The sequence below is a fragment of the Pseudoalteromonas sp. BZA4 genome, assembly GCF_040104395.1.
Lineage (GTDB): Bacteria > Pseudomonadota > Gammaproteobacteria > Enterobacterales > Alteromonadaceae > Pseudoalteromonas.
This window is the reverse complement of the sequence record NZ_JBECOT010000008.1, coordinates 43,679-66,576: the sequence shown is the minus strand read 5'-3', so window position 1 is coordinate 66,576 and position 22,898 is coordinate 43,679. Positions and strand designations below refer to the sequence as shown.

Genomic DNA, 22,898 nt, shown 5'->3' with positions numbered 1-22,898 from the left:
AGTTAAGCTCCGTATACTGGTTAGTTTTGTTCAAGGGCAGTGATTAAACGCTGATGAATACCTTCAAAACCACCATTACTCATAATTAAAATATGTTGTGACGGCGCACTGTTGCCAACAACCTGAGTAATGATTTCCTCAGTGCTTTTCATGCAATGCATACCTGCTTTGTCTGCGTATTCTTTTAACGACCAGCTTAAATTTTCTGGCTCAAATAAATACACATCATCTGCTGCATCGAGTGAATCAATCAGGGTTTGTTGATGCACGCCCATTTTCATTGTGTTTGAACGAGGCTCTAAAATAGCAATTATCTTATCAGTGCCTACTTTTGCACGTAGCCCTGCTAAGGTCGTTTTAATTGCCGTTGGATGATGGGCAAAGTCGTCATACACTTTTATTGAGTTAACGTCGGCTTTAAGCTCCATACGGCGCTTAGGAGAGATAAACTCAGCTAAGCCTGCAATACTGACTGATACCGCGATGCCTACGTGTCTGGCTGCTGCAATGGCCATAATGGCATTTTTGACATTGTGCTCACCCATGGCTTGCCAGCTGACAACACCTTGCACTTGCGAATTTAATAGCACTTCAAACTCGCTACCATCAGCTTTAAGTAAGCGGTAATCCCAATCACCCGAGAGTGTTTCGCTCTCGCTCCAAAGGCCGCGTTCAATCACATCTTGTAATGCTTCATCTTGGCTTGGCCAAATCACTTTGCCACTACAGGGTAATGTACGCATCAAGTGGTGAAATTGTTTCTTTATCGCGTTTAAATCTTCAAAAATATCAGCATGATCAAATTCAAGATTATTTAGAATTAAGGTACGCGGTAAGTAATGAACAAATTTACTGCGTTTATCGAAAAATGCCGTGTCGTATTCGTCGGCTTCAATAACAAAAAATGGCGTTTCGCCAACACGGGCAGACACCCCAAAATTTTGTACGATACCGCCAATCAAAAAGCCCGGTTTCATTCCTGCGTATTCTAGTAACCATGCCAGCATACTGGCTGTAGTCGTTTTGCCGTGTGTTCCGGCCACAGCCAACACCCACGAGTTTTGCAGTAAATTATGCTTTAACCATTCTGGACCAGAAGTATAAGGCAAGCCTTTATCAAGAACGTATTCAACACAAGGGTTGCCTCGGCTCATAGCATTACCAATCACCACCATATCTGGCGCGGGTTCTAGTTGGGCAACGTCATAACCTTGGGTGAGCGTAATTCCTAGCTCTTCTAATTGCGTGCTCATCGGCGGGTACACATTTTGATCAGAGCCTGTCACTGTGTGACCTAATGATTTAGCGATTGCGGCAATACCACCCATAAAGGTGCCACAAATTCCAAGAATGTGAATATGCATCTACTGTCCTGAGCAAAATGAATAAGAGATAAGTAAGGCGTTATAATGCCAAATATAAGCTTTACTTACCATTACTACACGGCATTAGAGTATTGCCAAATAGCCAACATAAAAAAACACCTCAACTTGAGGTGTTTTTTAATTAAGTTTAAAGCCTATTTTACAGTATTAAGAATGCAAACAAACCTACACCTAATAGTAAGCGATAGATAACAAATGGCATCATGCCCATGCGCTCAATCACTTTTAAGAAAAAGAAAATACAGGCATAAGCCGACACAAATGATAAGCCTGCGCCTAGTAAAATTGCATGCCAATCAATCGCCTCACCCGCTGTAGCCAACTGATACACATAATATGAACCTGCTGCTGCAATTACTGGAATTGACATTAAAAACGAAAAGCGCGCAGCGCTTTGCTTGTTTAGACCCAACATCAAGCCCACAGTAATGGTAATACCTGAACGGGATGTGCCAGGAAATACCATAGCGAGAACTTGTGAAAAGCCTAATAAAAGCGCACTGAAAAAGTTTACTTGGTAAATATTCTTAACTTGCTTTGCTTTTACATCGGCATACCAAAGTAACAAACCAAATACGATGGTTGAAGTAGCAATAACCCAGGCATTACGCGAGTAGCTTTCCACAAAATCTTTAAATAAATAACCAATTAATAATGCTGGAATGGTCGCAACAATAATCCACCAGCCTAAACGACTATCGTCGGTTGCGCCTTGTGAACCAAACGATTTAAACCACGCACCGAGAATATCCACCACTTCTTTACGAAAATACAGTACCACAGCACCTAGCGTACCTACGTGTACCGCAACATCAAATGCTAGGCCTTGGTCGTGCCAACCTAAAACTTGTGAGGGTAAAATTAAATGTGCTGAGCTCGAAATAGGTAAAAACTCAGTCAATCCTTGAATTAAGGCTAAAACAATTATCTCAATAATACTCATGGGTTAGAAAACTCCACCTTCCATAGTTTTTGTTGTGGGTTGTTATAATTATTCCATAACTCAGCCAAAGTTAGCTTAGCTACGGGGTGATAAAAATCGGGAGCTATCTCAGCAAGAGGCTGCAATACAAAGGCATTTTTGGTTATTTCATCCCGCGGTAATTGCGCAGGCGAATCACAGATAATGTCATCATAAAACAATAGATCAAGGTCTAATGTGCGAGGGCTAAATTTTTTATCCTCACGGGTGCGGCCATTATCAAGTTCAATTTTTTTCAGTAGTTTACATAGATCAGCTAATGGCATATCTGTTTTTGCTGCGACCACTGAATTATAAAAATTACTACCTGCAAACCCCACCGCTTCACTTTCATAAACAGACGAATGTATAAAGTCTGGAAAGTGAGGCTTTAAGGCAATAAGCGCTTGTCGAAGATAATGCTCTTTATTGACATTAGAGCCTAAGCTTATAAAAATTTGCGCCATGTTAGTTTGCCTTACGACGGGTGATCTCAACTCCCACCGTTTGCGCTTGTGGCACTGCGGCTGGTTTACTGACACGTATAGTGACTTGGTTAGTCGCAAACTCAGCTAAAATAATGGCAGCTAATTGCTCAACTAAAGTTTCAAGTAACTCAACTGGTTTTGCCGTTGTATGCTCAATCACTCGTTCACTCACTTTGGCGTAATCAAGTGCTAAATTTATATCATCAGTTGCCGCTGCGGCAGAAATATCACATAACATTTCGATATCAAAATACAGGCTTTGTTTACTTTCTTTTTCAAAATCATACACGCCAATAATGGTGTCTACATGTAGCTGTGATATATATACCTTGTCCATTGATACTCCAAGTGACATGAATATTAAAACAACTCCTCATACTAAACGCTTATTGATAACAATAATGCGCTATATAAGCTGTCATACTGTTTTAATATATAAAAATTACCCCTACAATAACGGATAGATGCATTGCAATATGGTGCTTACATACTACTCGATGAGAGCGGCAGATGGTTTTGCCGCCAATGATAGCCCAAAAGTGCAGATTAAAAAATAAGGAAGCGCGTGTTAGAAGTTTTAATGTTAGTTTTAGCTTACATACTGGGATCGGTCTCTTCCGCTATCCTTGTATCACGGCTGTTTAAACTACCAGACCCACGCAGTCATGGATCGAATAACCCTGGTGCTACAAATGTTTATCGCCTTGGTGGAAAAGTCCCCGCTGTTTTAGTTCTTGTCTTTGATATTTTAAAAGGAACCATCCCTGTCTGGGGTGCCTACTTTTTAAAAATAGACCCGCTAATGCTAGGTTTAATTGGTGTGGCAGCCTGTTTAGGGCATATGTATCCGCTGTTTTTTAGCTTTAAAGGTGGTAAGGCTGTCGCGACCGCTTTTGGCACGTTATTACCCATTGGTTTATCGCTAGGTGGGATGCTGATCGCAACCTGGCTCATAATTGTTGCTATCACACGATATTCATCGCTTGCGGCACTGGTTACGGTTTCATTAGCACCTCTTTATACTTGGTGGATAAAACCTTTGTATACCTTGCCAGTTACCTTTTTAACCGTGTTGATAATTTTCCGTCACAGAGCAAATATTACTCGCTTGATGGCAGGGGAAGAGCCTAAAGTAGGGGCTAAGAAAAAAGCCCCAGAACAGGAATAGTGTTATAAATTAAAGTGCTTCGAGTGAATCAATAGGCCAGCGCGGCTTAGTTTTCATATCAAGGCTAGCAAACTGACCTGCTTTCAAACGCTGCATACCAGCATAAGCAATCATAGCGCCGTTATCTGTACAAAACTCTGTGCGCGGGTAATAAACGCGCCCTTTCATGCCTTGCATTACTCGTTCAAGTTGCGCACGCAATTGCACGTTTGCACTTACACCACCGGCAATCACTAAACGTTTGATACCTGTTTGCTTTAATGCACGCTTACATTTAATGATTAGGGTATCTATTACCGCTGTTTGGAATGCATGAGCAATATCAGCTTTGGTTTGCTCGTCATCATCGCTATCACGAATCGCAAGAGACGCCGCTGTTTTTAAGCCACTGAAGCTAAAATCTAAGCCTGGTTTATCAGTCATCGGACGTGGAAATACAAAACGCTCAGGCGTACCTTGCTCCGCAAGTTTTGCTAGACGTGGGCCACCAGGGTAATCAAGACCTAATAACTTCGCGGTTTTATCGAATGCTTCACCGGCAGCGTCATCAACTGACTCTCCCAGCACTTCGTATTCACCAATGCCAGATACTTTAACCATCATAGTATGACCGCCAGACACCAGTAGTGCGATAAACGGAAATTCCGGTTTGTCCTCTTCAAGCATTGGCGCAAGTAGGTGGCCTTCCATATGATGAACAGCAACAGCAGGAATATTCCAACCATAGGCCAATGAGCGACCAATAGAGGTTCCCACAAGGAGTGCACCAACAAGTCCAGGGCCTGCGGTGTAAGCAATGCCATCTAAGTCTTCTGGGCCACAACCAGCTTGTGCAAAAGCAGCATCAATCAAAGGTAAGGTTTTACGTACGTGATCGCGTGACGCAAGCTCAGGTACCACACCGCCGTAATCGGCATGCACTTTTACTTGGCTATACAGTTGATGTGCTAATAAGCCTTGTTCATCATCATAAATGGCAATACCCGTTTCATCACATGATGATTCAATACCTAAAATTCGCATCAATTACTCCGCCAAGAAAAAACAAACGCGTATTTTACAGTGAAAATACGCATTACTGAATATTAAATTGCAATACCGATGTTGGTTTGGCCGTCAGATACTGCAAGTTGCTTAAGCTCTTTTACGTTCTGGGAGGTAATTCGGCCCATTTGCTCTACAAAATCAATAAGCTCAGCAAGTACATCAATTTCATACTGCATTAGAGGGTGTTCACGAACAGCTTTGTTATCAGCAATTTCACCATCTACTGTTAGTTGATATTCAATAAAACGAGCCACTGAAGCCTGTGAAATTTTACTAATATTTAAAAACTCTTGTTCATCTTTAGCTATCAAACCGTGCAACATGCCAAGTAAAGCGGTTGCTGTATCGATTGCGGGATAAGTCCCGAACATGTCAAAGTCAGTAAGCTCTGGCACATTCGGCTCTATTTTTTCAATTTGCTTTTCAAGGCTGATTTTACTTTTTGGAAGTAAGATTTTTTCCCAGCAGACACTTAATGCGCTACGAAAAACCGCGGCATCACCAAACCCTGTTGCTTCACTAAATAAGCTGTAATTAGGCAGCATACGCTCAAGTAATGCGCCACCTAATACCGCTTTTTGCAAATAGTTTAATTCTCTAATACGTTGAAAATTATTCGCTTTTGTCATTCTTTACAGTCCCACAAGACCAACATATTTCAAATGTTGCTCCGTTAAGCTCATGACACTTAGGGCATACCCAGTCAGGAGCCGATTGTTTTAATTGCCGGTAGTTTAGCAATATTTCTTGCGCCTGGCGCTCTTTTAATGCGTAAACGAGTATATCGACCCCTGTTTGTTCAAATGGGATCTCTCCAAGCGCCCCTTGTAAAAGCTCACCTTGCAGTTGCGATTCGATCCCTTTACTTTTTAAAAGCCCTTTAATAATGTTGGCTTCTAAGCCATTTTCAGCCTGAAACACTTTCACCCAAGCGAATGGGTCCTGCTTAGCAGGTTGATTTAAATTATTGTTTTGCAAATCACTTCCCTTTTACTTTTCTATCTTTAAATCCTAAACTACGCTAGCAACTAACTTCGCTGCAATGCTTATTTCAAGGTAGCCACATGACTTTAACAACACCGGGATTGTTATTCCCAGCAATTTCCTTACTGTTACTTGCTTACACCAACCGTTTTTTGGTGCTTGCTCAGCTTATTCGAGAGCTCAATGCACGTGAAGGGGAAAGTATCCGCCCATTAGTTGTTGCACAAATTACCAATTTAAGAAAACGCATTAAACTCATTAGGGTGATGCAGGTTTATGGTGTTGCCTCTTTTCTGATGTGTACCTTATCAATGTTTGCATTATTTATAGAATTTAATACCACAGGAATCATTTTATTTGGTATCAGCCTCGCTTGCTTAGCCTTATCACTTCTCACCTCTTTGTATGAGATCCACATTTCTTGTGATGCTATTGAAATCGAATTAAAGAATATCGAAAAAAAACCAGTTTCAGATAAGGCAGAGTAAATTTCTGCCTCTATACTTATTGTATGAGATACAACAATAAGTGGTGTTTTTGTGGATGATTTCTTATTTTCTGAAGAACAGTTAGAAGAAAATAATATAGAAACTGAAGAGCCTGAATACTGGCATATTCTTGTTGTTGATGATGAAGAAGATATCCATCAAGTTACGAAACTAGTATTAGCTGGCTTCACTTTCGAAAATAAAGGTCTGCGCTTTTATGACGCCTACTCTGCGGCCGAAGCAAAAGAGTTTTTAAAAAAAGATATTCCCTTTTCTGTTGCCCTCGTTGATGTGGTAATGGAAACCAACCATGCTGGTCTTGAGCTTATTCAATACATTCGCGATGAAATAGAAAACCACGATATTCGTTTAATTCTGCGCACAGGTCAGCCAGGTGAAGCCCCAGAAGAAGCGATTATACGCGATTACGACATCAACGATTATAAAAACAAAACTGAGCTCACCGCGATTAAAATTAAAACCTTGCTTTACTCCGCCTTAAGAGCACACCGCGATATTCAAATTATTGATCGCCACAAGCATGGTCTTGAGCAGATCATCAACGCGTCTGCTAACTTTTTAAAATGTGACAGTGTTCATGAATTTGCTTCAACAATTTTAAGCCATGTCACTAACGTGATGGGCATTAATGACACGCAAATTTATTGTGCTGCAGCCGTTAACTTACAATCCTCTCCAGCAAAGGATTTCCAGCTACTCGCAGCTTCTGGCGTGGGCCCCACACCACAGCAAAACACCATTCCTGATGAAGTAAAAAACTTATTTATAGATGCACATGAGCGAAAATCATCACTAAAAACAAGTAATGATTATATTGGTTACTTTCCTACCAAAGCCGGCCTTGAAACCATGCTTTATGTTCATAAAGGCAGTAAGTTACAGGCCACAGAACATCAACTGTTAGAGTTTTATGCCAACAATATCGCGCTTGCTTACGATAATTTAAAACTCAGAGAAATGGTCAAAGATTCGCAAAAAGAGCTGTCGTACATTCTTGGAGAGGCAGTAGAAAAACGCTCTAAAGAAACCGGCTCTCACGTTAAACGTGTTGCTTTATATAGTGAGTTACTTGCTCAGCTTTCAGAGCTTAACCCATTTCAATGTGAAATCATTAAGCTTGCTTCACCACTACATGACATTGGTAAAATCAGCATTCCAGACAGCATATTGAATAAACCTGGTAAGCTCACTGATGATGAGTGGGAAATAATGAAAACCCATGCAGAAATCGGCTATGAAATATTAAAAAATTCAAGTAACGAGATATTGACATGCGGTGCTTTAATTTCTTACCAACACCATGAAAAGTGGGATGGTTCAGGGTATCCGCAAGGTTTAATGGCAGACGATATCAATATAGTTGGCCGCATAACCGCCCTCGCCGATGTATTTGATGCCCTTTGTAGCGACCGTTGTTATAAGAAGGCTTGGCCATTGGAAGAGGCGTTAACACTCATAAAAGATCAGCGCGGGAAACATTTTGATCCAATTCTAGTCGACTTATTACTTGAAAATTTACCACTTTTCTTAGAGATTAAAGACCGTTACCCTGACTAGATGTAACTTTTCTGTAAAACACTTCCCAAAAAAGGTACAATAATTTACTATGCCTAGGTGAAGTATAATATTGCCTGGACGTAAAAGGCTTACTCATAACAAGGGACTATTAAAGTGAGATTTGAACAACTTGAACAATTTGTGGCACTCGGGGTGCTAAGGCATTTCCGCCAAGCTGCAGAAAAAACCCAAATCAGCACTTCAGCGTTAACTCGCAGTATTCAGACGCTCGAAGATGAAATTGGCTATGAGCTCGTTACCCGCTCTACACGCTCAGTTAAGTTAACCAAAGAAGGTGAACTTTTCCTTGAGTACGCTAAACAAACCCTCGACAACCTTGAAGAAACCAAAAAACGTTTATTCGAATCTTTAAACGGTTGCACTAGCGAAAAATTAGTTATTGGTTATACCAACAAAGCAAGTACGGTTGTGCCTGTTTCTTGCGGCCAATTTTTAGCGCAGTATCCGCATGTAAAAATCGAGATGCAGTTACAAGAGCAAAGTGAACTTGTACGTAAACTGCAATTAGGTGAAATTGATATTAGCGTATGCTCGCAGGCAATGAACAGCATTGGTAGTGATATACATTTACCTGATCAACTGATTATTTTTGTAGCTAAAAACCACCCACTTGCGCATAAGAGCGACATTAGTAAACGCGACTTTGCAGACTACCCTATGTACAGCTGTTTTTCACAGTCTAAACAAGTGCAAGCTATGCTAAACGATGCTATCGAATCTTTTGATAAAACATCAAGCATCAAAGTAGGTAGCATCGAGCAAGTAATGGATGGCCTTAAAAAGTCAAACCACATCGCAATAGCCAGTATTGAACACACAAATATTGTCTCTTCAGACCCAGATTTACTGTTATTGAAAACCAATAAAGGTATCGCACACGAGCAGCTTGTGATCCAAACAAATCAACAAATCAATGAGAATTCTCATGTTAGTCATTTACTTGACCTCATTGAAAAAACGGCGTTATCAAGCCAAAGCTAATAGCTATAATATATACTGCTAGCCTGTAATTAATCAGGCTAGCCAATCCCCTTTATTTCTTCATCTTTTACTGCATAAAAAGCGTGCATCGCAGAATTTTTCATATACACTTACGCACCTTTTTTTGATTGTGCACATGAATGACCGCACCGCTTATTACCGACACATACTTAGATGCTATTGAACGTACAGGATATGCTGTTGTTGAAAACGCGATTGATGAAAGCTTAATTGCTGATTTAATAGCAGATTGCTATCGCATTAATCCGCATTTTCATACCGCAGGTATTGGCCGATTAAACGACCAACAAATAGATAAAACTGTGCGTAAAGATAAAACCTTTTGGTTTGATAGCTCTAGCCAAGCACAAATTACTTATCTGGCGACCATGGAAGCAATAAAGACACAGTTAAACCGTAACTTCTATTTAGGCTTATTTGATTATGAATGCCATTATGCAAAGTATCAACAAGGTGACTTTTATAAAAAGCACTATGATGCCTTCAAAGGCCGTTCGAATCGCATTTTTACAACGGTTTGTTACTTAAATACGCCAGAGTCTGGCGGTGAATTGGTGATCTACAAACCAAAAAGTAAAGACATTGAAATAGTTATTAAACCTCAAGCGGGCTTATTGGTTATGTTTGAAAGCGAACGCTTTATGCATGAAGTATTACCCGCAAGCGATGTACGCTACTCTATTGCGGGCTGGTTCAGAAAAAATGCCTCAATCAGCGGCATTATCGACCCACCAAGGTAATTAAAATGGCAGTGGCAAGGATGCTACTATACCGATAAAAATCACTAACCCTACATAATGGTTATTCAAAAATGCTTTGAAACAAGGGTCTCGCTCTCGTTTATGAATAAGTATTTGTTGATAAAGTAAAAAACCAACCGCTGCAGCTAAGCCCAGCCAATAAGGCAAGCCAAGGTGATTACTCATACCTATGTAAGCAAGAATCGTAATAAACAAGGCATTGAGTAAAAAGATGATGTGTCTGTCATAGCTGGCAAACAAGATTGCTGTTGATTTAACGCCAATCTTTAAATCATCATCTCGATCAACCATGGCATACATAGTGTCATAAGCCACAGTCCAAACAAGATTCGCGGTAAATAGGAGCCAGGCTTCTAATGGCACTGAGCCAATCGATGCCATATAGGCCATTGGAATAGCCCAGCTGAATGCAGCACCAAGCACAACTTGCGGTAGTTGCGTGTAGCGCTTCATAAATGGATAACAAAACGCCAGTGCTAAGGCACCAAACGACAATAATATCGTTGACCATCCGAGTGTTAACACTAAACCAAAGGCCACCACAATAAGCAGTACAAACAAACTCAGAGCTTCACCACTTGATACCAAACCTGCTGCCAGCGGTCGCTGGGCTGTGCGCTTAACAGAGCCATCTATCTTACGATCGGCAAAGTCATTAATTACACACCCAGCACTGCGCATCACAAAGACGCCCAAACTGAAAACCACAAAATTTAATAAGCTCGGTGTGCCAAGCTCAGCAAGCCACAGCGCCCAATAAGTTGGCCATAATAGCAACAAGGTGCCAATTGGCTTATCGGTACGCATTAACTGTTTATAGTAAGGTATATGTGCGACCTTAAGTGCAGCTAGCTTCATAGGTAAATATACGCTCCAGGTAAGAATACTTCAGCCACGAGAAAATGAGCATTAGATAAGCTAAAAACACTGCGTCTTCCCCACAATGGTTGTGAAGAGAGGCCAATTTCAGCTGTTAAAGCTTGAATAGCGTGCTGCTGGGAAAACTCAGCAACTTCTATTTCTGTACGCGATAAGCTTGGGTCTTGAAAAATAACATCACCAAGCGGCCTTGTTCCCATACTTAGTAACTGCTGCTTTTTTAATGTATCATCTGCCGGCAACCAGCTTTGTGCATAAACCATTGGTTTACCATCGCATAGGAGTAACACTTCGCGATTTAATGCCTGACTTAGAGAGGTATTGAGTAACGCTTGTTGCTCGGCGGTTAGGTCAAATGGCGCTTCGTTTAAAACTTCAACTGAAAAAGCCTGACAGTGACTTTTAAGCTTGGCTGTTAATGACCCAGCTTCAAGCAACCAACTTTGCTGTTGTTGCGTCAAATCTGGAAATGCTGAAGCAGGCTGCCAATTTGCAGCTAATGAAACTGGGAATGTGATCACAACGACTCATTATTTTTAAAAACCGTGCAAATGATATCACTGCTGCACGTTTCGAAAAAGTCATGATTTAATCTCAAGCAAGGTTAAAAAACGCAGAACAGCCTGTATCTTAAGTGAATTTGGGTATAGACTAAAAATCATTGAAAGGGTGGAATATTCTTAACTATGAAAAAATCATTGTTATCAATTTACTTGATAAGCATGCTACTTGTTACTGCAACAAGTTGGTCTGTACGCGCTGAATCAAATGTTGGCTACTTTGGTTTTGAGCCTGACATCATCACTAACTACATAGGTCAAGGTAATAAAAAGCTTGGCTATGTTCGTATAACGGTGGATCTCATGCTCAATGATCTATCTGATATCGCAATCGTAGAACATCACACTCCACTATTACGTGATGCGATTGTTGAAATACTCTCAAAAGAGCCTGAAGAAAACATTAAATCGCTTACCGGTCGCGAAGAAATCAGAAAACGCTGCACCGAAAAACTAAAAGCACTACTAAAACAAGAAACAGGACAAGAGATTGTCCGAGAAGTGTTATTTACTAAGTATTTATATCATTAATTGTAAGATGGCGGCATAAGCCGCCATTTTTATTTACGCGATTATTTACGCGATAAAAGCTTATCTGATACAGCATAAGCCATACCAGCCAACAACCCCGCTAAATGCGCCCAGTTCGCCATACTCACAGGCAACATATCTACAAAGCCCAGAATAAGCCAAACCAGCATAAAACCGACAATGCTATTACTTACTAGTGGCGGCTCTGTTGGTCTCATTACGCTGTAAATCCAACAAAAACCCAGTAAGCCATACACAACGCCGCTTAGACCACCAAAGTTAGGCCCAACTACTAAAAACTGTGCCCAGTTACTAATGAATGCCGTCACTAAAAATAAACCCACTAAGGTTAATTTGCCACTGCGTTTTTCTATATCGTTACCCAGCGTCATCCACCAGATCAAATTAAAAATAAGATGAATAGCGCTAAAATGCACAATGGCAGGTGTAAACCAAGTTAGTGGCTGTGCAGGGTTGAACTGCAACATACTGTAAATAGTTTCAAAACCACCTAATAAGAAGGCAATAAATATAGCTATCGAGACTAAAGTAACCGTACGGTTTAGCCAGCTTAATGCCTTAAAGCGAGCTTTTAAATTAAGGGATTGCCCTTGATATGACAGAGGCGATTGCGTACTGCCTACCTGCCATGAAGCTTGTTGGTATTTTTCGTCATGAGGGTTAGCAGCAAACTCCTGCCAAAGAGGTTGAGCTTGATGAAAGTGCTCTGGAGCAACACAAATAATCACAGTTTGTCCATCTTGCGAGCGCAGCTCTCCATGTAAGCCCTTACTTTTTATGTAATCTATAAAGCCTTGTGCGGCGCGAGGATTATTTATGCTACCCAACTCAATCATCGTTCAATGTGCTCCGGAAGTTGTGTCTGCCAGGCTGTAAAGCCACCATCCATGCTGTATACGTCTTCAAACCCCTGCTCAACTAAATAGCTCGCAGCACCTTGAGAACTCACACCATGATAGCAAACGATGATGATTGGCTGATCAAACTCTTTATGCATCATAAATTCGCTGATGTTGGCATTTGATAAATGCTCAGCACCTGGGATATGACCCGTTTGAAATGAGTTGGGATCGCGAATATCTGCAATCACAACCTCTTCTTTATCTAACAGCGCAAATGTTTCGCTCACTGAAATATGTTTATACGACATAGTACTCTCTAAACTAAAAAGGCGGCCAAAGCCGCCTTATCAAATTACTCGGTATTAATCCCAGTTGAGGATTACTTTACCTGATTGGCCTGAAATCATTGTATCAAAGCCTGCTTGGAAGTCATCCACGGAGAACTGGTGAGTGATAATTGGTTTCAGATCAAGGCCTGACTGAATTAGACTCGCCATCTTATACCAAGTTTCAAACATTTCACGGCCGTAAATACCTTTAATAATTAGACCTTTGAAAATAACCTGGTTCCAATCAACCGCCATATCTGAAGGTGGAATACCTAACATGGCAATTTTACCGCCGTGATTCATGTTGTTTAGCATACTGTTAAATGCAACTGGCACACCTGACATTTCAAGACCAATATCAAAGCCTTCGGTCATGCCAAGCTCTTTCATTACATCTTCAAGCTTTTCAGTTGCTACGTTTACAGCACGAGTCGCGCCCATTTTACGTGCTAAATCTAAGCGGTATTCGTTCACATCGGTGATAACCACATGACGTGCACCAACATGTTTGGCAACAGCAGCAGCCATGATACCAATAGGGCCAGCACCTGTGATTAATACGTCTTCACCTACTAAGTCAAACGACAACGCTGTGTGTACTGCATTACCGAATGGGTCAAAGATTGATGCTAGTTCATCAGGAATGTTATCTGGAATTTTAAATGCGTTGAAAGCTGGGATCACAAGGTATTCAGCAAATGCACCTTCACGGTTTACACCAACACCTGTTGTATTACGGCATAAGTGCACACGACCAGCGCGACAGTTACGACAGTGACCACAGGTAATATGACCTTCGCCAGAAACACGGTCACCCACTTGGAAACCACGGACTTCCTGACCCATATCAACCACTTCACCTACATATTCGTGACCAACAACCATTGGCGTAGGAATTGTATTTTGTGCCCACTCATCCCATTTATAAATATGGACATCTGTTCCACAAATTGCTGTTTTGCGGATTTTAATAAGCAGATCGTTATGGCCAACTTCAGGTTTTGGTGCATCAGTCATCCAGATCCCTGGTTCTGCTTTTAATTTAGATAATGCTTTCATGATTTATACTCAATTAAACAAAACCGAAGCAAAAGCTTCGGTTTAGGAAATAAAATTAGATAACACCCATTTCTTTACCAATACGGGTAAAGGCAGCAATAGCGGTATCTAATTGCTCTTTTGTATGCGCCGCAGAAATTTGCGTACGGATACGTGCTTGGCCTTTAGGTACTACAGGGAATGAGAAACCTGTTACGTAAATACCTTCGGCAAGTAATTTGTCAGCCATGGCTGAGGCAACTTTAGCATCGCCTAACATGACAGGGATAATAGCGTGGTCTTTACCTGCACAGGTAAATCCTGCTGCTTCCATTTGTTCACGGAAGTACTTTGCGTTATCCCAAAGCTTAGCGCGTAACTCGCCGCCATTGCTTAGCATCTCAAGCACTTTAATTGATGCAGTAACAATTGATGGTGCAAGTGAGTTTGAGAAAAGGTAAGGACGAGAGCGTTGGCGTAACCACTCAACAATTTCTTTTTTACCTGAAGTGTAACCACCTGATGCACCACCAAGTGCTTTACCAAGGGTACCTGTGATGATATCAACACGATCAAGTACACCGCAGTACTCCGGCGTACCTTTACCATTTTCACCAACAAAACCAACCGCGTGAGAGTCATCAACCATCACTAATGCATCATATTTATCAGCTAGGTCACAAACCGCTTCTAGATTACAAATTACGCCGTCCATTGAGAAAACACCGTCAGTGGCGATTAACTTAGTTTTAGCACCCGCTTCATCAGCAGCAATAAGTTGCTTTTCAAGGTCGCTCATGTCGTTATTTGCATAGCGGAAACGCTTTGCTTTACAAAGACGCACACCGTCAATGATCGAAGCGTGGTTAAGAGCGTCAGAGATGATTGCATCATCTGGGCCTAAGATTGTTTCGAATAAACCTGCGTTGGCATCAAAACATGATGAGTAAAGAATAGTGTCTTCGGTTTCTAAGAACTCAGAAATCTTTTGCTCTAAAGTTTTATGAATATCTTGAGTACCACAAATAAAGCGTACAGACGCAACACCAAAACCATGATCGTCAAGGCCTTGTTGAGCTGCTTTAATTAACTCTGGGCTATTTGCTAAGCCAAGGTAGTTATTAGCACAAAAGTTAATGACCTTATCACCTGAGGCAACTTCAATTTGAGCCTGTTGCTGTGACGTGATAACACGCTCGCTTTTGTATAAGCCTTCAGCTTTCACTTCATCAATTTGCTGCTGCAACTGATTAAAAAACGCAGATGCTCTCATCTGTAATCTCCACATATTCTTGTATCTAACCAGAAATGATTAGCATGACATTAAATTTTGCGCCTATTGTAAAAGCTTAGACGAACAATTGCACTGTTTGCAGTTCGTCGCAGACCTTAAGGCTTGCGAAATAAAACTGGTCTTACCTGCTAAGACTGTAAAATTAAAGCAGGTAACTCAGCTAAAGACTCACAGACTACATCGGCATGTTGTTCTGTTGACTCAGCATAACTTTGCCCTGAACGAACTAAAACGCGGGTAGCGATATTGGCTCTCTCAGCGGCAATAAGGTCGCCAAGCTTATCACCAACCATAATACTTTGAGATGGATCGATTTGATGCTCATCAATGGCTTGTAAAAGCATACCTGGAGCAGGCTTGCGACAGTTACACTCTTGCAAATAGGCAGGTTCTGCTTTGCTTGGATGATGCGGACAAAAATAGACATCAAGAATAGTAACGCCGTTACTTAAAAATTCGCCCTTCATCCACTCAGTGAGGTTGGAAAAATCTTGTTCTGAATAATAACCACGGCCAATACCTGACTGATTAGTTACCACCACAATTTTATAGCCCGCATCAGTGAAGGCTTTGCACGCCTCAAATACACCGGGTACAAATTCAAACTCTTCGGGTTTGTATACATAGCCATGATCAATATTGACCACACCATCACGGTCTAAAAATAAAACTTTGCTCATTACAATTGCTCTTTATCTAGCACGTGGTCAAACATCGAAATCACCTTTTCAACACTTATTTGCGCCATTAAATCAGCCCCTTTAACGCGTGTTCCCCAAGGTAGCTCTTGCGCTGTTTTGCCTGTTTGCTCACGTAAATTTTGGTGATAAACCTCAACAACATACTCTTGATACAGATAAGGCCCTGTGCGTTTTGGGTTTGAGTGGGCATACAAACCAATAACAGGCGTTCCTACCGTTACCGCCATATGTGCAGGCCCAGTATCAGGAGCTAGCACTAACGCCGCACGTTTCAAAACACATAACAGTTCTTTTAGTTGAGTTTTCCCTACTAAGTTAAGCACAGGTGCCGAACTCTGCGCGATAATTTGCTCGGCAAGTTCAATTTCTAAAGAGGTTGGGCCGCCAGTAATAACCACCGAAAAGCCTTGTTGATGAGCATGTTCAGCAAGTGCAGCATAACGCTCAGGTAACCAATTACGCTCTTTTTTACTTGCCGCTGGCGAGATAACAAAAATACGCCCGGCTAAACGCTCATCGCCTAATAGCGCATCGGCTGCTTGTTGGTGCTGTTCAGTAATTGGCATTTGCCATTGAGGTTTGTAATCAGGGGTCCCTATTGCTTGAGCAAAACCTTTAAAGCCTTCTAATACATGCGCCTCTGATTGCGGGGCAATACGCTTATTAATAAACAAGCTATGTAACTCTTTTGAGCGCGCCCAATCAAACCCCACTTTGACTTTTGCAGGAATACAACGGGCCGCTAGATTCGCTCTGAAGGCTACTTGCATATGTAATAGCACATCAAATTTACGCCCCTTGAACGTATCTTTTAGTTGCTGATAAGCCTGTTTGCCCTGCTTTTTATCGAACACAACAAACTCAACGCCAGGTAAATCAGCCAGTAACATGGCCTCAACTTTACCAATCACCCAGGTGATTTTTGCCTTCGGATGTGCCTTTTGAATCGCTTGCACTGCTGATACGGCATGACATACATCACCAATAGCCGAAAGCCTTAAAATACAAATATCTGAATAGGAGGTTGATTGAGTCACGTGCGCCCTTAGCTACAGCAAATAATATGCGATCTTAAATTAACTTGATGCTAATGCAAGCACTTATGCGAAAAGCTAAAAATACGGTAAGATAGCGCTAATTTTATTTAATCTTGAAGTTGTTATGTTTGAAACTCAGCATCTACAAAGCACCACCCTTTTGTGTCATCCAGCTTATAAAGATGAGCTCACGCCACAGTGGTTCGATGCCAATTATTGGCAACAACAAGATAAAATCGTTGGTGCAAAAAAAGGTCGCGCAACAGCGTGGTTTTTTAAACATCAACAGCTTACAGGCGTTCTGCGTCACTATTGGCGTGGTGGTTTAATAGGTAAGTTGCTGAGCGATCAGTACTTATATTTTGGTTTAAAGCAAACTCGTGTCTATAAAGAGTTTGCACTGATGATGCGTTTACTTGAGCTTGGCCTAAATGTGCCTACACCTATCGCGGCAAAAGTGACCACCCGTGGCTTAATCTATCGCGGCGATATCATTACCGAAGCTGTAACTGGCGCAAAAAGCGTGTTAGATATTTTAGTCACGCGCCCACTTAGCCAGTCTGAGCTAAAAGCGATAGCTGTCACTCTCAGCGAGTTTCACAATAACGGCGTCTATCACGCAGATTTAAACATCAATAACATCTTGTTCGATGATTCAGGGAAGGTGTTTATCATCGACTTTGACCGCGGTGAAATCAAACTGCCACATGCTAGCTGGCAAACAGAAAACATTAAGCGCCTTGCCCGTTCGTTTGCAAAAGAGCAAGGCCGTAATGAAGTGATGCATTGGCAACAAAGTGATTGGCAGTCACTGGTGTGTGACTACCAAGCATTGCTTAAGACTTAATTTTGCTAATTACGTTAGACGTTGAGCAACCATTAAGAAACTCAAGTACTTCGACTTTTCCGCCATGGCGTAATACATGATCGGCACCAGCAATTTGGTCAACGGTATAATCGCCGCCTTTTACTAGTACATCAGGGCTAATTTGCTCAATAAGCTTAGCTGGCGTGTCATTTTCTTCAATACTGCCAAATGGAATAACCCAGTCAACTGAAGCCAGTGCACTTAATACCATGGCACGTTCATCCAATGGATTAATCGGTCTTTCTGGACCTTTCAAGCGAGTGATTGATTCATCATTATTTAAGCCAACAACAAGTCTATCGCCACGCGCTTTAGCCTGAGCAAGGTAGCGTACATGGCCTGCATGAAGAATGTCAAAACAGCCATTAGTGAACACTATTTTTTCACCATTTTGCTTAGCAAATTCAATATGCTGAAGCACATCTTCAAACGGCGTTTGGTAGTGCTCGCCAGTTTGCTGCAAATATTGACCAAGCTTACGGCTCAACTCTTCTGGCGACACGGTTGCGGCACCCAGTTTACTCACCGCAATTCCAGCAGCAAGATTGGCAATTTCAACCGCATCTTTTGCTGCCATACCCGCACCAAGCATCACTGCTAGCGTCGCGATTACGGTATCGCCAGCGCCAGTAACATCGCTGACTTCGAGCTGCTGGGCTGCAAAGTCATGTTTTTCTGCTTGGCTGATTAACGACATCCCCTGCTCTGAGCGCGTTAATAGCATCGCAGCGATGCCCGCTTCACTAATTAACTTACGAGCGCTGTCAGTCAAGTTTAGCTCAGAGTCCGTCAAACCACCAGCAAGCTTAAATTCGTTTAAGTTAGGGGTTATGTAATCGGCACCACGGTATAAGTTTAAATCAGATGATTTAGGATCAATAAGAACCGTTTTACTTGCTTTCTTTGCAACCTGAACCATTTGTTGAATTAAGCTCAGTGAGCCTTTGTTGTAATCAGAAAACAACACAAAATCGTAGTCATCTAAAACCAGCTCTAAACGGTTTAATAACAATTGGCTGTGTTGCTCAGTAAAGCTCTCTTCAAGGTCTAAACGAACAACTTGCTGATGACGGCTGATTACTCGCATTTTAGAAATAGTCGGTAAATCACAAACACTCACTAGTTGCGAATCAATTTTCTCTGAACTTAAAATTGTTTCGAGGATTTGCCCGCTTTCATCTTCACCAACTAAGCCGAGTAGGCCCACTTTACCATCTAAACGGGCAATATTTTTTGCGACGTTTGCTGCACCACCGGCTTTGTCTTCAAACTTACTGACTTTTACAACAGGTACAGGGGCTTCAGGTGAAATACGCCCTGAGTCGCCATGCCAGTACCTATCTAGCATGACATCACCAACGACCAAAATACGTGCCTTTGAAAGGTTCTTTAGTAACGCTAAATCCATTACTTTTGCTCCGCTACAACCATATCGATGGCTTCGCATAGCCAATGCCCGATAAACATATGCGCTTCTTGGATACGCGCGGTTTCATCATTTTTAATAATAATAGGTAGCTTAGCGATATCTTTTACCTTGCCACCATCTCGGCCAGTTAATGCCACAGTAAAGGCGCCGATTTCATTTGCCGCTGCCAGTGCAAGATTGATGTTAGGACTAGTGCCTGAGGTGGTTAAGCCAATCACCAAATCTTCAGGTTTACATAACGCCTGCACTTGGCGCTCAAATACAGTATCAAAATGATAGTCGTTACTGTGAGCGGTTAAAATTGAGGTGTCTGTTGTTAATGCGATAGAAGCAAGTGGACCACGTTCCAATTTATAACGCACAACAAACTCTGCAGCTAAATGCTGCGCATCAGCCGCGCTACCACCATTACCAAACCAAATAACCTTACCACCTGCTTGCAAAGCACTGTGGCAAGCTTCAAGTAGTTGCATTACTTCAGGGTGGTAGGTTTCCATCGTTTCAAATAACATTTGATGACGATTTAAACTTTCGAGGTAGCTTGCCGCTACAGAATCAAGATTAGACATAAATATTCCTTAAAAAGTTTTAACGGCTTGCTTACCAAAAATAGGCAACAGATAACCAAGTATAGTTATCGCCAAATACATCTTCACCATAGGTAAGAGTTGTCTCTAGTGTATGCTCATTTAATTGACGTGTGTTACTTAGTTGAAGTTCAATAGCATCATCATATTCTTCGCTAAATCCACCTATATCGTATTCATAATTGCTTTTATTAGAAATAGTCGACAGTTTAGCGCGCCATAAAGACTGAAAAGATTCAGAATAGGTCATTTCTAAAACATTTACTTCAGACGGTACGCCGTCACCAAAGTAGCGCTGATCTGCAGCAAAGTGTCCGACAACAAATCCATCTACTGTATTGCCCATAGTAGGATAAATATAATTTTTATACCAAAAGCTGTGCATATTGGTATGTTCAAATCTAAAACTTATTGAGTCTGTCAATTTAGGAAAGAAAGCCCCTAAACTATAAGCAACATTACCAAATTGATAGTTTTTGTGCTCTTTAGTATCTTCACCGCCGTATTCAAAATAAAGCTCAGTTGGTAATCCCCAATTAAAATTTATTACGTTTGTAATTGAAGCGAACTGATCACCTAGTTCCGCATCAGGGCTTCCGGCTAAAGCAACATTATCATTTCCGGCGGGATCAAAAAATGCGTCAAATACATCACCAGCATCTACTTTACGAGGACCACCGCCAAACTGCATCATTCGATTAAGGCCAATCTTCCAACCGCTAATGGGTTCAATACTGAAGTGAGTACCTGCAAGTTTAGGCGTACCACTATGAAGTTCACCTTGATAAAGAATACCATTATCAACATGTTCTAACTCTGAATAATACAATTCAAAATCAAAATTCCACCAGTTATGAGCAGGCTTTACCATGCCAATCGAAATAGAGGGTGCAGTTTTAGCGTTGGTAGAAATGATTTGCGCAGAGTGCTTAAAGGGCGAGAACCAATGTTCTTTATAACCCAGATTCAACTGCAAATCTTCACCGGCAAAACTGATAAACGAATTGTAATTTACAAACTTATTTTCTTTAGCTCGATAATCAACACCAACTTGTACTAGCGTATAATCATTGGCACGCCAAATACCTTCGAAAAAGCCTTGTCCCCACTCATCAGAGCTGAGTCCGCGTTGATTAGCAATTTTCTTTGAATTATCTGTATCTACTCGCAGTTTTACACCAACGCGAGTTACTGCATCATCACTTTGATAAGGTTTGATTTTAAAGCGAATAGCGGCTGCTAACCTTGGCTTTTCCTTTTCAAGCACCAAAAGCGCTTTCTCAACTTCTGCTAAACGATAGGGTTTAGTCATAGGTGTGCCAAAGGTTAGTGCAAACAAAGTATCTAATTGATGATCTAGCTGTGCATCCATGCCAATAGGTAAGTAGGCGGTTGGTGTTGCAAATAAAGGCATTGAGCAACAAAAAAAAGCACCAATTACCGAGGCTTTTATCATTTTAAATTTCATAACTGCTTCGTTGATTTCTTAAGTAACCGAAATATTACCAAATAACCCAGAGCGAAACACTTAAAACTCTTTGAGATAACCGTTTTTAACATTTTATATTTAGATCGCGTATGTTCCACGCTATCATAACGTTTTACCCATTTAGGCTAAGCAATGGCGCGCATTTTATACTCTTTACTTTTATACCTACTAAGCCCACTGGTTGTTTTTTACCTGTATGTTTTACGTGGCAAAAAGAATAAGGGTTACCGTGAGCATTTTGCTGAGCGCTTTGGCTTTTCGAATTTGTCGCATCACGATGTTGTTTTCCATTGTGCCTCTGTAGGGGAAGTTTTAGCAGCAACGCCGCTTATTAAGGCCGTTCAATCAGAAAATCCAGCACTTACTATTTTAGTAACCTGTAATACCCCAACGGGTCGCGAGCAAATAAAGAATAACTTTAAAGATGCGGTTAGCTGCTGTTATTTACCGATTGATTTTTTCTTCGCTACGAATCGATTTTTAAAACGTATCCAGCCAAAGGTACTGTGTATTTTAGAAACTGAGCTTTGGCCAAACCTTATGGTGCAAAGCAACAAATACGGCACAAAAGTACTTGTTTTAAATGCCCGACTTTCAGCTAAATCACAGCAAGGCTACCAAAAGGTAATGCCTTTAACTAAGGTGATAATGCAGTCTATTAGTGACCTGGCCAGTCATAATCAAAATGATGCCAAACGTTTTATTGAACTTGGTTTAAAACCTGAAAAGGCACGCGTATTTGGCTCAATTAAATTTGATATCACGCCTACAGAAGAGCAATTAAATAAAGTCGCAGCACTAAAAAAACAGTATAACAATGAGCGCTTTATCTGGGTTGCAGGCTCCACTCACCCTGTTGAACATGAGCTTATTTTAACTGCTCATGAGAAGCTATTAAAAGCGTTACCCAACGCACTTTTGATTATTGCTCCACGTCACCCAGAGCAATTTGATAAAGTCGCTGAAGTTTTAAAAAGCTCAAATTTGAGCTTTAGTCGTCGCAGTGAAGATAACTATAACAACCAACAAGTTGTGTTAGCTGACACGTTAGGTGAGTTACAATGCTTATATGGTGTGGCAAACATCAGCTATGTTGGTGGTAGTTTAATCGAGCGAGGCGGCCATAATCCGTTAGAGTCAGCAGCGTTTTCTGTTGGCGTATTAGCAGGTCCTCATACCTATAACTTTGACCATATTTATCCTGAGCTGATTAGTGCTCAAGGAGCTAAAACCGTTACCGATGAAAATCACCTTGCTGACACACTTATCGCTTTGAGCACTGATCTACAAAAGACGATTAAGCTCGGTCAACAAGCTGCGAAATGCGTTGCTAACAATCAAGGCGCCATCAGTAAAACGGTTAATTTAATTGAGCATTACTTAGAAAAGTAAAATAGAATAGAGAAATAA

Annotated in this window: 26 protein-coding genes; 8 read left to right on the top strand and 18 right to left on the bottom strand. The window is 41.2% G+C overall.

Annotated features, from left to right (window positions below; translation table 11 throughout):
- Positions 1 to 20: 20 nt before the first annotated feature.
- The 4 genes from mpl to folB all read right to left on the bottom strand — a co-directional run bounded on the left by mpl (position 21) and on the right by folB (position 3,171).
- Positions 21 to 1,364 (bottom strand): UDP-N-acetylmuramate:L-alanyl-gamma-D-glutamyl-meso-diaminopimelate ligase, encoded by a 1,344-nt coding sequence (gene mpl, locus ABMY41_RS05395; RefSeq protein WP_252949567.1) that lies wholly within the window; start codon positions 1,362 to 1,364, stop codon positions 21 to 23.
- Positions 1,365 to 1,524: 160 nt separating this feature from the next.
- On the bottom strand, positions 1,525 to 2,328 hold the full coding sequence (locus ABMY41_RS05390) for an undecaprenyl-diphosphate phosphatase (protein ID WP_349274300.1): 804 nt from the start codon (positions 2,326 to 2,328) through the stop codon (positions 1,525 to 1,527).
- On the bottom strand, positions 2,325 to 2,813 hold the full coding sequence (folK, locus tag ABMY41_RS05385) for a 2-amino-4-hydroxy-6-hydroxymethyldihydropteridine diphosphokinase (RefSeq protein ID WP_349274299.1): 489 nt from the start codon (positions 2,811 to 2,813) through the stop codon (positions 2,325 to 2,327). Before folK ends, ABMY41_RS05390 begins: the two co-directional genes overlap by 4 nt.
- Before the next feature lies 1 nt (position 2,814).
- Positions 2,815 to 3,171: a dihydroneopterin aldolase gene (gene folB / locus ABMY41_RS05380; protein WP_055021570.1), complete on the bottom strand. Its 357-nt coding sequence runs from the start codon at positions 3,169 to 3,171 to the stop codon at positions 2,815 to 2,817.
- Between the two features lie 228 nt (positions 3,172 to 3,399).
- Between folB and plsY the strand changes: the two genes are divergently transcribed.
- Entirely contained in the window at positions 3,400 to 4,002 is a 603-nt protein-coding gene (gene plsY, locus ABMY41_RS05375; protein WP_287246069.1) for a glycerol-3-phosphate 1-O-acyltransferase PlsY, read from the top strand.
- Positions 4,003 to 4,011: 9 nt separating this feature from the next.
- Here plsY and tsaD read toward each other — a convergent pair whose 3' ends face one another.
- The 3 genes from tsaD to ABMY41_RS05360 form a co-directional block, all read right to left on the bottom strand.
- On the bottom strand, positions 4,012 to 5,025 hold the full coding sequence (tsaD, locus tag ABMY41_RS05370) for a tRNA (adenosine(37)-N6)-threonylcarbamoyltransferase complex transferase subunit TsaD (RefSeq protein ID WP_054560954.1): 1,014 nt from the start codon (positions 5,023 to 5,025) through the stop codon (positions 4,012 to 4,014).
- Between the two features lie 62 nt (positions 5,026 to 5,087).
- Positions 5,088 to 5,678 carry a YjaG family protein gene (locus ABMY41_RS05365; RefSeq protein WP_058585822.1) on the bottom strand — a complete coding sequence of 197 codons (591 nt, stop codon included), beginning with the start codon at positions 5,676 to 5,678 and terminating at the stop codon, positions 5,088 to 5,090.
- The gene (locus tag ABMY41_RS05360) at positions 5,662 to 6,027 is read right to left on the bottom strand and encodes a DUF2007 domain-containing protein (protein WP_055198283.1); all 366 of its coding nucleotides are present in this window, start codon (positions 6,025 to 6,027) and stop codon (positions 5,662 to 5,664) included. The genes ABMY41_RS05365 and ABMY41_RS05360 overlap by 17 nt, the downstream gene beginning before the upstream one ends.
- 86 nt (positions 6,028 to 6,113) lie before the next feature.
- On the opposite strand from ABMY41_RS05360, the gene ABMY41_RS05355 reads away from it, so the two are divergent.
- The 4 genes from ABMY41_RS05355 to ABMY41_RS05340 all read left to right on the top strand — a co-directional run bounded on the left by ABMY41_RS05355 (position 6,114) and on the right by ABMY41_RS05340 (position 9,862).
- Entirely contained in the window at positions 6,114 to 6,521 is a 408-nt protein-coding gene (locus ABMY41_RS05355) for a DUF2721 domain-containing protein (RefSeq protein ID WP_054560956.1), read from the top strand.
- 51 nt (positions 6,522 to 6,572) lie between these two features.
- Positions 6,573 to 8,099: a response regulator gene (locus ABMY41_RS05350; RefSeq protein WP_287246068.1), complete on the top strand. Its 1,527-nt coding sequence runs from the start codon at positions 6,573 to 6,575 to the stop codon at positions 8,097 to 8,099.
- 114 nt (positions 8,100 to 8,213) lie between these two features.
- Positions 8,214 to 9,101: a LysR family transcriptional regulator gene (locus tag ABMY41_RS05345; protein ID WP_217875793.1), complete on the top strand. Its 888-nt coding sequence runs from the start codon at positions 8,214 to 8,216 to the stop codon at positions 9,099 to 9,101.
- 140 nt (positions 9,102 to 9,241) lie between these two features.
- Positions 9,242 to 9,862: a 2OG-Fe(II) oxygenase gene (locus tag ABMY41_RS05340; RefSeq protein WP_349274298.1), complete on the top strand. Its 621-nt coding sequence runs from the start codon at positions 9,242 to 9,244 to the stop codon at positions 9,860 to 9,862.
- Here the strand turns inward: ABMY41_RS05340 and ubiA are convergent, their stop codons facing one another.
- Positions 9,863 to 10,741 carry a 4-hydroxybenzoate octaprenyltransferase gene (gene ubiA / locus ABMY41_RS05335; RefSeq protein WP_289096954.1) on the bottom strand — a complete coding sequence of 293 codons (879 nt, stop codon included), beginning with the start codon at positions 10,739 to 10,741 and terminating at the stop codon, positions 9,863 to 9,865.
- Positions 10,738 to 11,283: a chorismate lyase gene (locus ABMY41_RS05330; protein WP_289096955.1), complete on the bottom strand. Its 546-nt coding sequence runs from the start codon at positions 11,281 to 11,283 to the stop codon at positions 10,738 to 10,740. Before ABMY41_RS05330 ends, ubiA begins: the two co-directional genes overlap by 4 nt.
- 165 nt (positions 11,284 to 11,448) lie before the next feature.
- Here ABMY41_RS05330 and ABMY41_RS05325 point away from each other — a divergent pair, with 165 nt between their 5' ends.
- Positions 11,449 to 11,853, top strand: coding sequence for a flagellar basal body-associated protein FliL (locus tag ABMY41_RS05325; RefSeq protein ID WP_054551067.1), 405 nt, complete (start codon positions 11,449 to 11,451; stop codon positions 11,851 to 11,853).
- A gap of 41 nt (positions 11,854 to 11,894) precedes the next feature.
- Here ABMY41_RS05325 and glpG read toward each other — a convergent pair whose 3' ends face one another.
- The 6 genes from glpG to ABMY41_RS05295 all read right to left on the bottom strand — a co-directional run bounded on the left by glpG (position 11,895) and on the right by ABMY41_RS05295 (position 17,115).
- Positions 11,895 to 12,710 (bottom strand): rhomboid family intramembrane serine protease GlpG, encoded by an 816-nt coding sequence (gene glpG, locus ABMY41_RS05320; protein ID WP_175078458.1) that lies wholly within the window; start codon positions 12,708 to 12,710, stop codon positions 11,895 to 11,897.
- Positions 12,707 to 13,024: a thiosulfate sulfurtransferase GlpE gene (glpE, locus tag ABMY41_RS05315; RefSeq protein WP_054560963.1), complete on the bottom strand. Its 318-nt coding sequence runs from the start codon at positions 13,022 to 13,024 to the stop codon at positions 12,707 to 12,709. Before glpE ends, glpG begins: the two co-directional genes overlap by 4 nt.
- A gap of 54 nt (positions 13,025 to 13,078) precedes the next feature.
- A complete protein-coding gene (tdh, locus tag ABMY41_RS05310; protein ID WP_054551064.1) occupies positions 13,079 to 14,104 on the bottom strand; it encodes an L-threonine 3-dehydrogenase in 1,026 nt (341 codons plus the stop codon).
- A gap of 55 nt (positions 14,105 to 14,159) precedes the next feature.
- Positions 14,160 to 15,356 (bottom strand): glycine C-acetyltransferase, encoded by a 1,197-nt coding sequence (locus ABMY41_RS05305; RefSeq protein WP_054560964.1) that lies wholly within the window; start codon positions 15,354 to 15,356, stop codon positions 14,160 to 14,162.
- A gap of 149 nt (positions 15,357 to 15,505) precedes the next feature.
- Complete coding sequence (gmhB, locus tag ABMY41_RS05300) at positions 15,506 to 16,057, bottom strand: D-glycero-beta-D-manno-heptose 1,7-bisphosphate 7-phosphatase (protein WP_287246059.1); 552 nt, start codon at positions 16,055 to 16,057, stop codon at positions 15,506 to 15,508.
- On the bottom strand, positions 16,057 to 17,115 hold the full coding sequence (locus tag ABMY41_RS05295; protein ID WP_287246057.1) for a glycosyltransferase family 9 protein: 1,059 nt from the start codon (positions 17,113 to 17,115) through the stop codon (positions 16,057 to 16,059). Before ABMY41_RS05295 ends, gmhB begins: the two co-directional genes overlap by 1 nt.
- Before the next feature lie 124 nt (positions 17,116 to 17,239).
- Here ABMY41_RS05295 and ABMY41_RS05290 point away from each other — a divergent pair, with 124 nt between their 5' ends.
- The gene (locus ABMY41_RS05290; RefSeq protein WP_289096957.1) at positions 17,240 to 17,962 is read left to right on the top strand and encodes a 3-deoxy-D-manno-octulosonic acid kinase; all 723 of its coding nucleotides are present in this window, start codon (positions 17,240 to 17,242) and stop codon (positions 17,960 to 17,962) included.
- Here ABMY41_RS05290 and hldE read toward each other — a convergent pair.
- Genes hldE through ABMY41_RS05275 form a run of 3 tightly spaced genes read right to left on the bottom strand, consistent with a single transcriptional unit; the run spans position 17,952 to position 21,467 of the window.
- On the bottom strand, positions 17,952 to 19,391 hold the full coding sequence (gene hldE / locus ABMY41_RS05285) for a bifunctional D-glycero-beta-D-manno-heptose-7-phosphate kinase/D-glycero-beta-D-manno-heptose 1-phosphate adenylyltransferase HldE (RefSeq protein ID WP_289097015.1): 1,440 nt from the start codon (positions 19,389 to 19,391) through the stop codon (positions 17,952 to 17,954). The two genes, ABMY41_RS05290 and hldE, sit on opposite strands and share 11 nt — an antisense overlap.
- Positions 19,391 to 19,981: an SIS domain-containing protein gene (locus ABMY41_RS05280; RefSeq protein ID WP_054560969.1), complete on the bottom strand. Its 591-nt coding sequence runs from the start codon at positions 19,979 to 19,981 to the stop codon at positions 19,391 to 19,393. Before ABMY41_RS05280 ends, hldE begins: the two co-directional genes overlap by 1 nt.
- Before the next feature lie 31 nt (positions 19,982 to 20,012).
- On the bottom strand, positions 20,013 to 21,467 hold the full coding sequence (locus ABMY41_RS05275) for a capsule assembly Wzi family protein (RefSeq protein WP_287246050.1): 1,455 nt from the start codon (positions 21,465 to 21,467) through the stop codon (positions 20,013 to 20,015).
- 153 nt (positions 21,468 to 21,620) lie between these two features.
- Here ABMY41_RS05275 and waaA point away from each other — a divergent pair, with 153 nt between their 5' ends.
- Positions 21,621 to 22,880, top strand: coding sequence for a lipid IV(A) 3-deoxy-D-manno-octulosonic acid transferase (gene waaA, locus ABMY41_RS05270; RefSeq protein ID WP_349274297.1), 1,260 nt, complete (start codon positions 21,621 to 21,623; stop codon positions 22,878 to 22,880).
- Positions 22,881 to 22,898: the final 18 nt, after the last annotated feature.